This window comes from Cupriavidus malaysiensis (genome assembly GCF_001854325.1).
Lineage (GTDB): Bacteria > Pseudomonadota > Gammaproteobacteria > Burkholderiales > Burkholderiaceae > Cupriavidus > Cupriavidus malaysiensis.
This window is the reverse complement of the sequence record NZ_CP017755.1, coordinates 1,598,049-1,615,106: the sequence shown is the minus strand read 5'-3', so window position 1 is coordinate 1,615,106 and position 17,058 is coordinate 1,598,049. Positions and strand designations below refer to the sequence as shown.

The 17,058-nt window shown below is 72.3% G+C and carries 10 protein-coding genes and 1 riboswitch; of the genes, 2 read left to right on the top strand and 8 right to left on the bottom strand.

Annotation, left to right across the window (positions count from 1 at the left end; all coding sequences use genetic code 11):
* Positions 1-35: 35 nt before the first annotated feature.
* Entirely contained in the window at positions 36-1,235 is a 1,200-nt protein-coding gene (locus BKK80_RS26695) for an ABC transporter substrate-binding protein (protein ID WP_071073341.1), read from the bottom strand.
* Positions 1,236-1,371: 136 nt separating this feature from the next.
* Positions 1,372-2,283, bottom strand: a complete 912-nt coding sequence (locus BKK80_RS26690) for an enoyl-CoA hydratase (protein WP_198173360.1) — start codon at positions 2,281-2,283, stop codon at positions 1,372-1,374.
* A gap of 275 nt (positions 2,284-2,558) precedes the next feature.
* Positions 2,559-2,847, top strand: a riboswitch (cobalamin riboswitch).
* Positions 2,848-3,150: 303 nt separating this feature from the next.
* Here BKK80_RS26690 and BKK80_RS26685 point away from each other — a divergent pair.
* On the top strand, positions 3,151-4,221 hold the full coding sequence (locus tag BKK80_RS26685) for a HoxN/HupN/NixA family nickel/cobalt transporter (RefSeq protein WP_071020398.1): 1,071 nt from the start codon (positions 3,151-3,153) through the stop codon (positions 4,219-4,221).
* 199 nt (positions 4,222-4,420) lie between these two features.
* Positions 4,421-5,383, top strand: coding sequence for a serine aminopeptidase domain-containing protein (locus BKK80_RS26680; protein WP_236903975.1), 963 nt, complete (start codon positions 4,421-4,423; stop codon positions 5,381-5,383).
* A 182-nt stretch (positions 5,384-5,565) separates the two neighbouring features.
* Here the strand turns inward: BKK80_RS26680 and BKK80_RS26675 are convergent, their stop codons facing one another.
* From BKK80_RS26675 to BKK80_RS26650, 6 genes are all read right to left on the bottom strand, one after another.
* A complete protein-coding gene (locus BKK80_RS26675) occupies positions 5,566-5,808 on the bottom strand; it encodes a type II toxin-antitoxin system Phd/YefM family antitoxin (RefSeq protein WP_071071968.1) in 243 nt (80 codons plus the stop codon).
* Positions 5,809-5,991: 183 nt separating this feature from the next.
* Complete coding sequence (locus BKK80_RS26670; RefSeq protein WP_071071966.1) at positions 5,992-6,558, bottom strand: vWA domain-containing protein; 567 nt, start codon at positions 6,556-6,558, stop codon at positions 5,992-5,994.
* A gap of 92 nt (positions 6,559-6,650) precedes the next feature.
* The gene (locus BKK80_RS26665) at positions 6,651-7,838 is read right to left on the bottom strand and encodes a magnesium chelatase ATPase subunit I (protein WP_084545773.1); all 1,188 of its coding nucleotides are present in this window, start codon (positions 7,836-7,838) and stop codon (positions 6,651-6,653) included.
* A gap of 6 nt (positions 7,839-7,844) precedes the next feature.
* Positions 7,845-11,645, bottom strand: coding sequence for a cobaltochelatase subunit CobN (cobN, locus tag BKK80_RS26660; RefSeq protein ID WP_071071963.1), 3,801 nt, complete (start codon positions 11,643-11,645; stop codon positions 7,845-7,847).
* 10 nt (positions 11,646-11,655) lie between these two features.
* A complete protein-coding gene (cobW, locus tag BKK80_RS26655; protein WP_071071961.1) occupies positions 11,656-12,750 on the bottom strand; it encodes a cobalamin biosynthesis protein CobW in 1,095 nt (364 codons plus the stop codon).
* Between the two features lie 189 nt (positions 12,751-12,939).
* Complete coding sequence (locus BKK80_RS26650; RefSeq protein WP_071071959.1) at positions 12,940-17,058, bottom strand: cobaltochelatase subunit CobN; 4,119 nt, start codon at positions 17,056-17,058, stop codon at positions 12,940-12,942.

Sequence of the window (17,058 nt, the reverse complement as noted above, 5' to 3'; positions counted from 1 at the left end):
TGGCGGCGCGGCGGCGTGAGGCGTGATAGGGGGCGCTACTGCCCGATCACGCCGCCGACCGGGTCGTAGCCGCTGCCGTTGAAACGCACCATCTGCATGCCGGCGAGCGGGTGGAAATTGGTCGGGCTGGTCTTGAGCTTGATGCCCGGGTAGAGCATCGGCAGGGTCATGTCCAGGCTGGCGGCCTGCTTCATGATGTTGGCGCGCGTCAGGTTGTCACCGGCCTGCCTGAGCACCTGCACCATGGTCTGCGCCATCGAATAGCCGGTGACGTTCAAGGCGTCGCTGGCGTCGCCCTCCGGGTAGTACTGCTTCATGAAGGCGGCGAAGTCGGCCTGCTCGCGGGTGCCCTGCCAGCGCGGATCGGAGGGGTCGCGCACGAAGGCGGCCGAGAGGATGTCCTTGGCATTGTCCAGCCCGGCCGGCTTGAGCACCGCGGTCACGGAGCTCGACACATTGGCCAGGTAGTGCACCGGCTTCCAGCCGATCGCGGCCGCCTTGCGGATCGCCTGCGCGGCGAACTTCGGCGTCGACAGGTCGACCAGCGTGTCGGCGCCCGAGCTCTTCAGGCTGATCATCTGGCTGTCCACCGTGGGATCGCTCAGCTCGTAGCTGGCCTGCGCCACCACCAGCGCCTTGCCCTTGTCGCCGAGGCCGTCGAGGAAGCCGCGCAGCATGTCCTTGCCGAACTCGTCGTTCTGGTACAGGATCGCGATCTTCGCCTGCGGCCGGTTGGCGAGGATGTGCCTGGCGTAGATATGGCCTTCGGTCAGGTAGCTGACGTTCCAGCCCATGGTCCACGGGAAATGCTCCGGATCGCCCCAGCGGTGGGCGCCCGAGCTGACGAAGAGCTGGGGCACCTTCTTCATGTTCAGGTATTTCTGCGTGGCGGCATTGCTGGCCGTGCCCAGCGGCGCGAAGATCAGCAGCACCTGCTCCTGCTCGACCAGCTTGCGGGTCTGCTCCACGGTCATCGGCGGGCTGTAGGCGTCATCGACCGAGACGAAGCGGATCTTGCGCCCGTTGATGCCGCCCTCGGCATTGACCTTGCGGAAGTAGGCCGCGGCCGCCTTGCCCACCGTGCCGTAGGCCGATGCCGGCCCCGAGTACGGCACCGTGTTGCCGATCTTGATCTCGCTGTCGCTCGCGCCCGTATCGTAGGCCTTCTGCGCCTGCGCCAGGCAAGCCAGGCCGGCCAGTCCCGCCGCCGCCAGCCACCTGCCCACTGCCGCCATCTTCCGCTTCGCCATGCCTTCCTCCTCGTGGTTGTTGCGTTGCCCGCTGCATTGGTTGCGGCGCCTGTTGCCGGCGCCTGCCATCGCCTGCCGTCCCGTCCCTGCGCGCTGCCGGCCCCACCGCCAGGGCCTCCGCTCAGCCGCCCGCCGCCTGCGCGCGGCCGCGCTGCTGCACGGCCTCGCGCCGCCGCGCGATCTCCTCGCGCGGCATGGCCTGGCTCCACGCGCTGGAGCGCCGGCGCTCCAGCGCCAGCGCCTCGCCCAGCGGCAGCGCATAGCCCTCGTCGATCAGCTGCTTCATCTCCGGCAGCATCTCCGGCACCGCCGACAACAGGTCTTCGGCGAGCCGCCGGGCGGCCGGCAGCAGCGTCTCCGGCGCCACCACGCGGTTGACCAGGCCGATGCGTTCCGCCTCCTGCGCGCCGACGAAGTTGCCGGTCAGCGAGATCTCCTTGGCCCGGGCCAGGCCGACCAGCCGGCTCAGCTTCTGCGACAAACCCCAGCCCGGCACGATGCCCACGCGTGCGTGCGTGTCGGCGAAGCGTGCTTCGGTGGAGGCGATGAGCATGTCGCAGGCCAGCGCCAGCTCGAAGCCGCCGGTGATGGCCGCGCCATTGATGGCACCGATCACCGGCCCCCGGAAGGTGCCGAGCACGCGCACCGGATCGCTGGTGCTGACGAAGGCCGACAGTTCGCGCCCGGCCGCCAGTTCCTTGAGATCCAGCCCGGCGCAGAAGGCACGCCCGCTGCCGGTCAGGATCAGCACGCGCACACGCGGATCGTCGCGCAGCGCCGCCACCGCCTCGGCCAGCGCCCGGCACAGCGCCACCGACAATGCGTTCATCGCCTGCGGCCGGTTCAGGGTCAGCACCGCATAGCCGGCCGGATCGATCTCGACCAGCACGGAAGCCGCCTCGCTGTGCTGCCCGGGGTCTGTGGAATGCGTTTGCGTCACGATGCCTGCCTCGCCGAAGACGGAAGCGGGCATGCGCGACGGCGTGCCGCCGTTCGCCGGCGCACGAAGTCCTGCGCCCGCGGGCGCCCGCATGCCTGTCTCCTGGTGGATCCCGCCGCCTGGCCTGGCGCCGGCGGTCTGTCTGCCGGCCCTGGCCGGTTACGACGATTCTCGGCAGCGCCCCGGCGCCGGGCGTCGTCCGAAACGACGATTTGGCGGCTCGGGGGAACACGAACCGGGCCGCGCCCGCCCCACCCTGCAAGAACACATGGCCGGCAAGGCCGGCGCCGCCCGGCCCGCCATGGCGCACCGGAGCGCGTGGCACGGCGCTGGCGGCATGCGCCACCCGCCATTACAATGCGCGTGATTTACCGATCACGATGACAGGTGCCCGCGCCACGCCAGCGGCGCGGGTTAAACGGGAAACAGGTGCGCCAACGCCAATGGCTTGAGTCTTGCATGCGCGGACTCGGGACGCTGGCGGCAATGCCTGTGCTGCCCCCGCAACGGTAAGCAGGTCAAGGGATCGCCACGCCGGCCTGGTGCCGGCAGCCACTGCGCGCCAGCGCGGGAAGGCGGCCATCCCCCACGCGCACGCGGCGCCCACCGCGCGCATCGCCTGCCAGCCCGGATACCGGCCTGACTTCGACCACCGAAGCCGCGGACGGGCGGCCGGGTGTCGTGCCGGGCCCTGCCGCGGGGCAGCCCCGGGGCATGCCCCGCGCACGGCCGCGGCTTCATCGTCCTTTCCGGCACCAGTTGCCACGCCCGGGCGGGGATGCCCGGGCACGACACGATGAAGACAGACCGCAAGCCAGCCCCTTCGGCGCGCCGCCCGCGCGCCCAGCACACCCCGCCGCCGTCGCGGCGCTTCTCATGGCCTCCCTGCCTGGGCAGGCATGCCCGCCCCGCTTCGGCACCGTCTCTTCGCTCCCTGACCCCGCATCTGCCCTGCGCCCCATGCCAGCCCACCCGTTCCGCCTGATCGCCAGCATCTTCAATGACGAAGCCACCGACGTGCGCCGCAAGACCGTGGCGCTCTACGCGATCCTGATCGCCGCCAATGCCGGGGCCTGGATCTGGGCCCTGGCCGCCTTCCGCGACCACCCGGTGCTGCTGGCATCCGCCGTGCTGGCCTATACGCTGGGGCTGCGCCACGCCGTCGACGCCGACCATATCGCGGCCATCGACAATGTCACGCGCAAACTGATGGCCGAAGGCAAGCGGCCGGTCGCGGTGGGCTTCTTCTTCTCGCTCGGCCATTCCACCGTGGTCACGCTGATGTCGATCGGCATCGCCATCGCGGCGGCCGCCCTGCAATCGCATTTCGGCGAGATGAAGGCGGTCGGCGGCCTGATCGGCACCAGCGTCTCGGCGCTGTTCCTGTTCCTGCTGGCCTTCTTCAACCTGCTGATCCTGGTCTCGGTCTGGCGTGCCTTCCGCGCCGTCAAGCGCGGCGAGACGCTGCGCGCCCAGGACCTCGACCTGCTGCTCAACGAGCGCGGCGTGCTGGCGCGCTGGTTCCGCCCGCTGTTCCGCCTGGCCAGCCGCAGCTGGCACCTGTTCCCGATGGGCCTGCTGTTCGGCCTGGGCTTCGACACCGCCACCGAGGTGGCCCTGTTCGGCCTCTCCGCCGCGGAAGCCGCCAAGGGCGTGCCGTTCTGGACCATCATGGTGTTCCCGGCGCTGTTCACCGCCGGCATGTCGCTGGTCGACACCACCGATGGCATCCTCATGCTCGGCGCCTACGGCTGGGCCTTCACCAAGCCGATCCGCAAGCTCTACTACAACATGACCATCACGCTGGTCTCGGTGATCGTCGCGGTGGTCATCGGCGGCATCGAAGCACTCGGCCTGATCGCCGACAAGCTCGGCCTGGAAGGCGGCCTGTGGGACGTGGTCGGCGCGCTCAACGCACATTTCGGCATGCTGGGCTATGTGATCATCGGCGTGTTCGTGCTGAGCTGGCTGGTCTCGATGGTGGTGTACCGCGTGCAGCGCTATGACGAGATCGAGGTGAAGCTGGGGTGAGTGCCATGACAAAGCCGGCGTGCAGGTGGAGAGGAAGCGGCCGCTCCCGGAGCCGGTGCGATGCCGCCTGCGGCATGGTGCGGAACCATCTCAAGATGACGCGGGATACCTCCCAAACCGCGGCAATGTCCGCGGCTCCCGCTCCGCGGCGGCCTATAGTCTCCCCCTTCGACGACAGTTCCATGCCCTGGGAGAACCGGTGAAATCCAAGCTGCGGATACTTGCCTGCGCGCTGGCCTGCCTGCTGCAGTCCGCATGGGCACAGGCGGAGGAAGCGGACCGGAGCCAGGACCTGGCCCGTGCGGACGGCTCGCGGATCCGCTTCTACCTCGACCAGCGCGATGCCTCCGCGCAGGCGGACCAACTGCTGGTGGTGATCCAGGGCTCGGATTGCAACAGCGTGACCCGGGTCGAGGCGATCCGCGCCTACATTGCGCGGGTGATGCCGGCAGCCGACATCCTGACGGTGGAGAAGTACGGTATCGATGCCAGCCTGCCCTACAGCGACGATCCCGCACGCGCGGATTGCCCGCTTGCCTATGTTCGGCACGACAGCCTCGCACAACGCGCCGCGGACCTGGACGCCGTCATCGCCGACGTGCTGCGCCGGCACGGCTATCGCCAGGTGGTGGCCCTCGGCGGCAGCGAAGGGGCAGTGGTCGCGCACCTGCTGGCGGCGCGCTCGGATCGCATCTCGGCCACCATCGCCTTCAATGGCGGCGGCCGATGGTTCCTCGACGACGTGCTGCACAGCATCGCCAGCGCGCCCGGCACCCCGCGCGAGAAGGCCGAATCGAAGCGGGGCATGCGTGCCTTCGCCCGCCATGTCCGCACCGCCACGCCCGCGGCGCGGGCGGCAATCGCGGCCAGCGGCCACGGCTACCGCTGGTGGCGCGACGCGCTCGACACGGATCAGCTGGCCGTGTTGCAGGCGAGCCGCTCTCCGGCCTTGATCATCCAGGCCGGCGCCGACGATTCCGTGTCCCCCGAGGCCGTGCTGGCCATGGTTGCCCGGCTCCATCAGGCGGGCAAGCGCAACATCACCTACAAGACCTATGCGTCGCTGGACCACCGCTTGCGCGGGCCCGATGGACAATCTCACATGGCCGAGGTGGTGGACGACATGGCCGCGTGGCTGCAGGACGCGGGCATCGTGCCGTGATGCCGAAGGTCAATACATCCGGCCCGGGCGTTCACGACTCCGGGCCACCGCGCGGGATCGGCATGCCGATCATTCGAACACTGCGCCACCGGCATTGCGCATCGCCTCTGCCAATGCCACCTGGGCCGGATCCGCGCTCTGGAACAGCCAGGCAAGGGCCATGGAGGCATCGAGCACCAAGGTCATCGGCGGCCTTCCTCGACCCATTGTTCGAGCGTGTCGGGAGCGACATCGACTAGGCGCTTCATCGAGCGCATTGCCGCCACGGCCTCCTCACGGCTGTGGCGTGCGTTGTCAGCGCTCGGCACCAGATCCGCAATCGGGCGCCCACGCTGGGCATTGGTGAATCGCTCGCCTTGCTCCACCTTCCGAAGCAACTCGGGGAGCCTGGTCTTGGCATCGTAGGAACCGACTTCGACAAACATGCTGACCTCATCTGGTCTACAGACTGGTCTAGCCTATCAGGTTCGAGGCAGGAACAGCGCTGGATGGTGCCTGCGTCAACCCGCAAGAAAGGCTCTAAGAAGCACTTGCCGCAAGACCCCAGGGCGGCAGTCCTAGCGGCCGATCAGCCGATCAGCCGATCAGCCGATCAGCCGATCAGCCGGTCAGCCGATCAGCCGATCCGCCACCAGGTACTCCCCCTCCCAATCCTCCGCCAGCCGCCGGCAGCGCCCCAGCGGCACCGCCTGCCGTTCGAAGTCCACCACCATCACCGCATCCGCCCAGCGCGGACGCGCCGGCTGCTCGCTGCTGCGGCCATCGCTGAGCAGCCACAGCCAGCGCTGCTGTGCCGGATGGCGGCGCGCGGCCTGTGCCAGCAACCGGCCGGCGCGCTCCGTGCCGAGCGCCAGCGGCGTGCCACCGCCGCCGGCGATGGGGCGGATCCAGGCATCGCTCCACGGGCGGGCCCGCGCCGGCTGCAGGCGGACTTCCGCGCTGCCGCCGCCGAAGCACACCAGCGCCACCTCGGCGCGTGCCTGGTAGGCACGCTCCAGCAGGCGCAGCAGCACACCCTTGGCCAGCGCCAGCCGTTCGCCCGGCAGCATCGATGCCGAGCAGTCCAGCAGGAAGCAGTGCAGCACGCCGCCGCGCGAGGCGGCTGGACGCCAGCGCAGGTGGCCGCGCGCGAGCGGCTGCGTGCCCTTGGCCGCGAGCGTGCGCGGCCAGTGCACGCGGGAGCCGGGCAGGATGCCGGGCGCGGGCAGGCGGGGAGCTTGCCACCGGTGGCCGCTGCGCCGGATCCCGGCGTCGGCGGCCTGGTGGCTCAGGCTTTTTTTGGCGGGGCGTCCTTGGCGTAGGCCGGGTCCTTCAGGCGGGTGAAGGGCGCCACCGGCGCGACCGCCGCCGGCGCCACGGCCGTGCCGCCGGCCGGCGGCGGCATGGCGCCCCAGGGATTGCCCTCTGGATCGGGCTGCCAGCCGCCGGCAGCGCCCGCGGGGGCTTCGCCCTGCCCTGGCGCCGGGCGGCCAGGAACGGCCGCTGCGGCCGCTGCGGCCGCTGCGGCCGCTGCGGCCGGATGGCCGTCTTGCCCGCGATCGCGTCCGCTCCCCTGCCCGTCACCCTGCCCGTCATCCTCCCCATCACCGGCCGGAGCCGGCGCGCCGGCCTGGCGCCGGTGATGCAGCACCAGCTCGGCCACGCTGTCGACATGTGCCGTGGAGATGGCGGCATCGCCCTGCAGAGCCGCCAGCGCGCGCGCCGCGCGCAGCATGACGAGGTCGGCGCGCAGCCCGTCGACGCCTGCCGCCAGGCACAAGGCACTGACCCGCCCATGCACGGCATCGTCGAAGCGCAGCGCCGCCAGCCCTGCGCGGGCACGCGCGATCTGCGCCACCAGCGCCGCCTGGCGCCCCGCCACCGCGGCGCGGAACGCCGCCGGATCGGCATCGAAGGCCAGGCGCGCCTTGACCACGGCCTGGCGCTGCGCGGCGTCGGTGAGGTTCTCCAGCATCAGCGCCAGCCCGAAGCGGTCCAGCAACTGGGGTCGCAGCTCGCCCTCTTCCGGATTCATGGTGCCGACCAGCACGAAGCGCGCCGCATGCTGGTGCGAGACCCCGTCGCGCTCCACCACGTTGACGCCGCTGGCGGCGGCGTCGAGCAGCAGGTCGACCAGGTGGTCGGGCAGCAGGTTGACCTCGTCCACGTACAGCACGCCTTCGTGGGCGCGCGCCAGCAGGCCGGGCGCAAAGCGCACCTCACCGCCGCGCAGGGCGTGGTCGAGGTCGAGGCTGCCGACCAGTTGCTCTTCGCTGGCGCCGAGCGGCAGGGGCACGAAGCGCCCCTGCGGCAGCAGCTCCGCGAGCGCGCGCGCGGCGGTGGACTTGGCCGTGCCGCGCGGGCCGCCGACCAGCACGCCGCCGATGCCGGCATCGACCGCCGCCAGCATCAGCGCGCGCTGCAGCCGCGCCTGGCCTACCAGGGCGCTGAATGGAAAGGGTTGGGGCAGGCTCATGGTGACTCAGCTTCCTTCCAGGCGCTGCTCGGCATCGAGCAGGTGCGCCTCGAGCTGCGCGCGGTAGGCGCCGGGCTCCTGCCAGAGGCCACGCTGCATGGCTTCGAGCAGGCGCTCGCAGATCGCGTGCAGCGCGCGCGCATTGTGTTGCGCCAGGAAGGCGCGGTTGACGGGATCGTTGAGGTAGGCGTCGGCCACCAGCGCGTACTGGTGGTCGGCCACCACGCGCGTGGTGGCGTCGTAGCCGAACAGGTAGTCGACGGTGGCGGCCATCTCGAAGGCGCCCTTGTAGCCGTGCCGGCGCACGCCCGCCAGCCACTTGGGATTGACCACGCGCGCACGGATCACGCGGGCGATCTCCTCGCCCAGCGTGCGCACGCGCGGCGCCGCGGGATAGCTGAAGTCGCCATGGTAGAGCGCCGGCTGCGCGCCGCCGAGGTGCCGCACGGCGGCCGCCATGCCGCCCTGGAACTGGTAGTAGTCGTTGGCATCCAGCAGGTCGTGCTCGCGGTTGTCCTGGTTCTGCACCACGGCGTCGAGCCCGGCCAGGCGCGCGCCGAAATCCGCGCGGGCCTCGATGCCGTCGGCGCGCTGCCCGTAGGCGTAGCCGCCGGCCTGCAGGTAGGCATGGGCGAGATCGGCATCGTCCTGCCAGCGGCGCGCATCGACCAGTTCCTGCAGGCCGGTGCCATAGCCGCCGGGGCGCGCGCTGAACACGCGCCAAGCCGCCCGCTCGGCCGCCTCCGCGCCGTCCAGGCCCTGCGCCTCGAGGCGGGCCTGCTCGGCGCGCACGCGCGCGCCGAGCGGATTGACCTCGGGGGGCTCGTCCAGCGCGGCCACGGCGCGTACCGCCGCGTCGAACAGCTTGACGAGATTGGCGAAGGCATCGCGGAAGAATCCCGACACGCGCAGCGTGACGTCCACGCGCGGGCGCCCCAGCACGGTGGCCGGCAGGATCTCGAAATCCACCACGCGGTGGCTGCCCGGCGCCCAGCGCGGGCGCACCCCCATCAGCGCCAGGGCCTGGCCGAAGTCGTCGCCGCCGGTGCGCATGGTGGCGGTGCCCCAGATCGACAGGCCGATGGCGCGCGGGTAGTCGCCGTGTTCCTGCAGATGCCGTTCGATGAGCTGGTCGGCGGCGCGCAAACCCAGTGTCCACGCCATGCGGGTGGGCACGGCGCGCGTGTCCACGGAATAGAAGTTGCGCCCCGTCGGCAGCACGTCGGGACGGCCGCGCGACGGCGCGCCGCTCGGGCCCGGCGGCACGAAGCGGCCGGCCAGCCCGCGCGCGAGCTGCGTCAGCTCCTGTTCGCCGCAGGCGTCCAGGCGCGGCAGCACGTCGCCGCCCAGCCGCGCCAGCACCTGCGCGGTCCAGGGCAGCGCCGCCGGCGCGCCCCTGTCCTCGGCGTCGAGCCCCGCCAGCAGTTCCAGCGCAAGCGCTTCGAGACGCTCGCGCGTGTCGCCATGGTGGCGCCATGGCTCGCCGCTGACCGCCTGCAGGGCCGCCGGGCGCGGGCCCTGCCACGGCGCCGCCCAATCGGCGTCGAGCGGGTCGAAGCCCGCGCCCAGGCCGAGGTCGGCGGCCAGCGCGGTCAGCAGGCCGGCCTGCGCGCCCTTGCCGTCGCCGGCCGGGAAGCGCGCCAGCGCGGCCAGCGTGTCGCGCCGCTGGCGGCCCTGCGGCGACTGGCCGAAGACGTGCAGGCCGTCGCGGATCTGCGACTCCTTCAGCTCGCACAGGTAGGCATCGGTACGCCGCAGCAGTTCATCCTCGTCGGCGGCGGCCGGCTGTCCGTCGAAGCCCAGCTCGCGGTGCAGCTGCTGGCCGACGATGCCCGCCAGGATCTCCTTGCGCAGCAGCCGCGCGCGCCGCGGATCGACCGCCAGCGCTTCGTAGTACTCGTCCACCAGCCGTTCCAGGTCCTGCAGCGGGCCATAGTTCTCCGCGCGCGTCAGCGGCGGCATCAGGTGGTCGATGATGACGGCCTGCGTGCGCCGCTTGGCCTGCGCGCCTTCGCCGGGATCGTTGACGATGAAGGGGTAGAGATGGGGCAGCGGCCCGAGGATGGCATCGGGCCAGCAGGAAGGCGACAGCGCCACGCTCTTGCCGGGCAGCCACTCCAGGTTGCCATGCTTGCCCACGTGCACCACGGCATCGCAGCCGAACACCTGGCGCAGCCAGCAGTAGAAGGCCAGGTAGCCGTGCGGCGGCACCAGTTCGGCATCGTGGTAGCTGGCGTAGTCGTCGACACCGTAGGCGCGCGCGGGCTGGATGCCGATGAAGAGCCGGCCGCTGCGCACGCCCGCGATCATGAAACGGCCCTGCCGCACCATCGGATCGGCCGCCGGTTCGCCCCAGCGCGCCGAGATGGCGGCACGGCTGCCTTCCGGCAAGGTGGCCAGCCACGCCTCGTAGTCGTCCAGCGCCAGGCTCTGGAAGGCGGGGCGCAGCGCGTGCTGCGCGGGGTCGTTGGTGATGCCGGCGGTAAGGCCGCACAGCAGCGCGGCGCCGTCGGCGGGCAAGGCGCCGGTGGTGTAGCCCTGCTCGCGCAGCATGGCCAGGATGCGCACCATCGAGGCCGGCGTGTCCAGCCCGACGCCGTTGCCGATGCGGCCTTCGCTGGCGGGGTAGTTGGCCAGCACCAGCGCCACCCGCTTGTCGGCATTGGGCAAGCTGCGCAGCCGGCACCAGCGCCGCGCCAGCTCGGCGACGAAACGCACCCGCTCGGCGTCCGGCTGGTAGCGCACCACGTCCACCTCGGTGTGCGGGCAGCGCCAGGCCAGGCCCTTGAAGCTGACCGCGCGCGTGATGATGCGGCCGTCCACCTCGGGCAGCGCCACCTGCATGGCCACGTCGCGCGTACCCAGGCCCTGCTCGTCGGCAAGCCAGTCCTCGCGATTGCCGCCGCTCAGGATCAATTGCAGCACCGGTGCGTCGCCGGCCAGCGGCGCTTCCGCCTCGGCGCCACCATCCAGCGAGGCCACCGAGAAGGCCGTGGTGTTCAGCACCAGCGCGACCGCATGTTCCGCGCACAGGTATTGCAGGACCTCGCGCGCCAGCGGTGCCTTGAGCGATGTGACCGCCAGCGGCAGCGGGCACAGCCCGGCTGCCAGCAGGGCCTCGGCCAGGGCCTCGAACACCTCGGTATTGCCCGCCTGCAGGTGGGCGCGGTAGAACAGCAGCGCCACCACCGGCGCGCCGGCCACGCCGCGCTCCCGCCAGGTGCGCTGCCAGTCGGCCGCGGTCGCCACGCCGTGCGCCGGATGGTAGAGCGCAGCCTCCGGCAGCGCCTGCGGCGGCAGCGCCGGCGCGCCCAGGCCGAAGGCGTGGTGGGCCAGGCAGCGGTAGAACTGCTCGGCGTTGGCGGCACCGCCCTCGCGCAGGTATTGCCAGAGCGCATGCGACAGCGCCGCCGGCGCATTGCCGCGGCGCGCGAGGTTGGCGTCCTCGGCCAGGTCGCCCGACAGCATCACCAGCAACTGGCCGCGCGCACGCGCCAGTTCGGGCAGCCGCTCCAGGCCATATGACCAGTCGCTGCCGCCGACCAGGTGGTCGACCACCACCACGCGCGCGTGCTGCAGCACCTCGTCGACGTACAGGTCGAGCGAGGCCGGCTGGCGCAGGTACATCTGGTTGGCCAGCCGCACGCTCGGGTAGCCGGGCCCCAGGCGCGGATAGACACCGGCCAGCAGCGACAGTGTCGTATCGGCCGCGCTCAGGATGACGATCTGCGCCGGCGTCTGCTCGATGCGCAGCACGCCGGCCCCGTCCTCGACGAAGCCGCCGGGCCGGGTCGACAGCAGGTGCATGCGGGTGCCCTCAGGCCGCTGACGATACAGGGGCCGCGGGCGACGCGGCGAGAGCGGCATCCAGCGCGGCCTGCAGCGCTTCGCGCTCCAGGTCAGCGCCGATCAGCACCACGCGCGTGGCTGCCGTCTCATCCTGGCGCCAGGCGCGGTCGAAATAGCTGTCGAAGCGCCGCCCCACGCCATGCAGCACCAGCCGCATGGGCTTGCCCGGCAGCGCCGCGAAGCCCTTGACGCGGTAGATCGTATTGCCCTCCACCAGCGCCTGCAGGGCCGCCAGCAAGGCTTCCCGCTCCACCGTGCCGGCCTCCACCACCACCGAGTCGAACTCATCGTGGTGATGGTCCGCGTGATCGCCATCCCCGGCCGAGCCGTGGTGGTCGGGGCGCAGGTGGATGGTGGCTTCCGACGCGCGCTGCAGCCCCAGCAGCAGTTCCAGGTCGAGGCGCCCCGACTGCGCGGGCACGATCTTGACCTCGGCCGGGATCTCGGGCCGGATCAGCGCCTCCACCGCCGCGCGTTGCGCCGCATCCATCAGGTCGGTCTTGTTGAGGATGACCAGGTCGGCACTGGCCAGCTGGTCCTCGAACAGCTCGTGCAGCGGCGATTCGTGGTCGAGGTTGGGGTCGGCGCGGCGCTGGGCATCGACTGCGCCCGGGTCGGCGGCGAACTGTCCGGCGGCGGCGGCCGGGCCATCCACCACCGTGATCACCGCGTCGACGGTGAAGGCATTGCGGATGCTCGGCCAGTTGAAGGCCTGCACCAGCGGTTTCGGCAAGGCCAGGCCGGACGTCTCGATCAGCAGGTGGTCGATCTGGCCGCGCCGCTCCAGCAGCGCTTCCATGACCGGGAAGAATTCTTCCTGCACGGTGCAGCAGAGGCAGCCGTTGGCCAGTTCGTAGAGCTGGCCGTTGGCCTCGCCCGACTCGTCGCAACCGATGCCGCAGCCCTTGAGGATCTCGCCGTCGATGCCGAGCTCCCCGAACTCATTGACGATCACGGCGATGCGGCGGCCGTCGGCATGGTCGAGGATGTGGCGCAGCAGCGTGGTCTTGCCGCTGCCGAGGAAGCCGGTGACGATGGTGGCCGGGATCTTGCTGGTCTGCATGCTGGGACTCCACGGGCGCCGACACACGGGCCCGAAGGCGGGGAATGGATCGATCGGATCGAATGGATCAGGGGAAGGGGCGCGCGGCGCGGGAACGCGGGGTGCCGCCGGCCGGCGAAGGCGACCAGAATAATGACATCGCCGCGGACTGTCCACCCCGCCTGCGGCATGGGCGCGGCGGCGCGCCGCTCACGGGCGCCGGCGCCGGCCGCGCCGCCACTCGGCCAGGGCCCCGGCGCCGATCGCCAGCAGCATCAGCGCGCCGACGCCGAGCGCGCCTGCCGCGCCGCCGGCCACAGGCCGGGCCGGCGCGTCGAGCCGCAGCACGCGCGTCTCCATCACCTGCCCGCGCACCGGCGTGCCGCGCGCGGCCGGCCGCGGCGGATCGGCCGCCTTCGCCGCGGAGCGCGGCGGCGCGGCGGACTGCCGGCGCAGCGCCTGCCGTGTGTCCCTCGCCTGCCGCGCCGGCACGGCCTGCCCGCCCCGCGCCGCCCCGGTGCCCGCGGGCGCGGCGGCAGGTCCCGCCGCGGTCGCCTGCGCCAGCGCACCGGCAAAGCGGCGCATGGCCTGCGCATCGGTGTCCGCCGCGCGCCCGAGCCCCTCGATGTAGCGCATCAGCGCCGGATTGCCGCAGGTGTTGGCCGAGCACGAGAGCCCGTCGCGCGCCACCGATGCCACATAGCGGCGCACCATGTCGGCGCGCTGCGCCGCGCTGAAGCGGTAGCTGCCCTGGCGGTCGACTTCCAGCAGCCGCGACAGGATCCACTGCTGGGCGTGCGGATTGCTGGCGCGGAAGAAGGCCTCCATGCCCAGGCCTTCGCTGTCGGCCACGTAGACGTCATAGGTGCGCTGCCAGAACTGGCCCGACATCTGTTCCGGCGTGGCCGCCTGGAAGCCGTACAGGTGCTCGATCTCCTTGAACATCTCGCGCGCGCCGGCATAGCCGGAGGCCTGCATGGCGGCGATCCACTTCGGGTTCCAGTTGCGCGCGTTCAGCTCGGTGGCCAGCCAGGCGCGGGCATCGAGGGTGCGCGCCTCGCCGGCCGTGCGCAGGTTGTGCAGCCAGAAGGCCGGCGCCTGCCCGCCGGCGGCGCGGGTGGCGGCTGCCAGCCCGCCCGCGTACTGGTAGGTGTCGTCGTTGTCGAGCGCGCCGTACAAGGTGCTGGCGCGCGAAAACAGCACCGCCTGGTTGTCCTTGAGGTGGCTGGCCAGCGCCTGCGGCGCGCTGGTGCCCCAGCCCTCGGCCGAATAGGCGAAGTTCATGTAGCGCAGGTACTGCGCCGCCACCGCATCGGGCGCCTCGGTGTCGCGGCTCTGCTCCACCATCTGCGACACGCCGATGGCATAGTTGCCGGGCTTGGCGGCGAACACCCGCGCGCGCGCCAGGCTGCCGGCCAGGCCGGCCTCGGTGCCGGCGGCAAGCAGAGCGGCCGTCACGGCCCGGTCGTGCCGGCTCAGCGCGTTGTCGCCGGCGGCGGCGGCCAGGCGCGCCGCCTTGTCGAGCAGGGCGACCTTGTCGCCGAAGCCGTCGCGGTAGATGCCGGAGATGGTGAACAGCACGTTGACGCGCGGCCGCCCCAGTTCGGCGTCGGGGATCAGGCGCACGTCGTCGACCACGCCGCGCGCATTCCACACCGGCTCCACTCCCATCAGGTAGAGCGCCTCGCTTTCCAGCGCGCCCTGGTGGCGCTCGGTCTCGCCGTACCACAGCACCATCGAGACCGACTCCGGCAGCCTGCCATGTTCGCGCTGGTAGCGCCCCAGGGTCTGCCCCGCCAGCGTCTTGCCCAGTTCCCACGCGGCGGGGGTGGGAATCAGGGCGCCATCGAAGGCGTGCAGGTTGCGCCCGCTCGGCAGGCTCTGCGGCGTGCGCACCGGATCGCCCAGCGGCGCGCTGGGCAGGTAGCGTCCCGACAGCACCGTGACCAGCCCGTCGAGTTCGTCGCGCGGCGAAGCGCGCAGCGCGGCCAGCCACTGCCGGCCCGCCGCCAAGGCCTCGGCGGCCTTGGCTTCCAGCGGCGGCGGCACTGCCTCGGCCGGTGCCGCCGGCTCGCGCCCGGCCACCAGGTCGGCCGCCCAGCGCGCGAAGGCGGACGGCCCGATGGCCTCGGCTTCCTGGCTGCTGAAGCGTCCGGCCAGCATGGTGGCCAGTCCATCGCGCTGCGCGGCCTCGTCCGGCAGCTCGCCGAGCGCGTGGATGCCGAGCGGAATCGGCTCCGCCTCGACACGGTGCAGGAAGGCATGGACGGCGGGCTCGATCTCCTCCCAGGGCGCCTCGCTGCCGAGTCCGAGCTGGCGCTCGAGCCCGAGCGCGCGCACCTGCGCCAGCGCCTGCTCGCGGTACACCCGCGCCAGCTCCGGCGAGGTCTCGCGGGTCGCCTCCTCCTGCTCGATGGCCTGGTCCAGCCCGGCCAGCGCCGCAGGCCAGCCGGCGCGGGCCAGCAACGGCGCCAGGTGGCTCACCAGCACCGCCGCGCCGCGCCGCTTGGCCTGGATCGCCTCGCCACCGCCATCCTGGATGTAGTAGTAGGCATTGGGCAGGTCGCCCAGCAGCACTTCCGCGCTGTCATCGCCCGCCTGCGCCACCTGCTTGCCCGGCAGCCACTCCAGCGTGCCGTGGCGGCCCACGTGCACCATCGCATCCGCACCGAAGGCATGGCGGTACCAGAGATAGGCGGCGATATAGGAGTGCGGCGGCGGCGTCACCGTATCGTGGGTGGTGTCCATCGCCCGTTCGAAGGTGGAGCGCAGCGGCTGCGGGCCGAGGAAAAGCTTGCCGAAGCGCACCCCCGGGATGACGAAGCCCAGCCCGCCCCGCCCGTCGTCCGCCAGCATCAGCGGGTTGCGTTCGGGCGGCCCCCAGGCGCGCAGCACCGCGGCGCGGAAGGCCGGCGGCAGTTGCGCGAACCAGGCGCGGTACTGTGCCAGCGGCAGCACCGTGAGCCGGCCCTGCCCCTGCATGCGCGCCAGCTCGCCGGGCGACCACGTCTCGACATTGCGCCCGCTCGCCTCCAGCAGCGCGGTCAGCGTCGCCGTGTCCGGCAGGTTGTCGCCACTGTCGTAGCCGGCCTCGTGCAGGCGTTGCAGGATGGCGCGCAGGGAAGGCAGCGTGGCCAGGTAACTGGCGCCGATATTGCCGCGCCCGGGCGGGTTGTTGTAGTACAGGATGGCGATGTGCTTGTCCGCCGCGGGCTTGTCCTGCAGCGCCAGCCAGCGCCGCACGCGCGCCACCGCCGCGTCGACGCGCTCGGGCACGGCGGCGCTGGCGCGGGCCCCGCCCACCTCCTCCTGGGTGGAGAACAGGATGGGTTCGCTGGCGCCGTTGCGCTCCGGCGTATTCAGCAGCATCGGCAAGCGTTCGCCGGCGATGCCGCGCACGTCGGCCTGCCAGGCCGCCCGGCTGTCGCGCGTGGCGATCAGGTTGAGCGTGTGCAGGCCCTGGCGCTCCAGCCAGGCCTTGTCCGGGTCGCGGCTGATGGTCAGGTTGAGCGCCAGCAGCAGGCGCAGCGGCGTGCGGCCGTCCTGCGCGAGCCAGCGGTCGAGGCTGGACAGCGGCCAGCCGAACACCGGCACGGCGCCGATGCCGGCGCGTTCGAGCGCGTCGACCAGGGTGTCGATCTGGGCCAGGTCGCCCTGGCGGAAGTTGGTGGCATAGAAGGCGATGCCCACCAGCGGCGCGCCCGGCCCCGGACCCGCCTGGCGGTACCAGCGCAGGTAGGCATCGAGGCTGTCGAACGGTCCCGGTGCGCGCGGGTGATAGATACCCGCCGCCGGCGCCGGCCGCACCGGCGGCACCACCAGCGCGGCTGCCGCGCCCGGCGGCTGGCGCGCGGCCGCCACATAAGCCAGGAAGCCCGCCAGGTTGTCGCTGCCGCCGGCCTCCCAGTACGCCTGCGCGGCCGTGCCGGCGGCGCTGTCCAGTTCGATGCCCCAGGCGGCCTGCGCGCTCTGCGCCGGCGCCGCCAGCACCAGCGCGCCACGCTGGCGCGCGCGCCGCACGCCGTCCGCCATGCGGCGCAGCACGTCGACCGGCGCGTAATAGGTGTAGACCACGTCGGCCGCCTGCAGGCGGGCCGCGTCCGGTGCCTCGGTAGTGAAGTCAAGGCTGGCCACCTGCCCGCCATGGGCGCGCTGGAAGGCCGCCAGGGCGGCGGGCAGCAGGTGAGTGTTCGGTGTCACCACCAGCACGCGCACCGGCGCCGCGAAGGCGGCGGGCAGCCACGCCAGCCAGAGCAGGCAGGCCAGCCATGCCAGCCACCGGCCCGGGCCGGCCGCAGGATGGCGGTATGGAGGAAGCCCCTGCGGCAC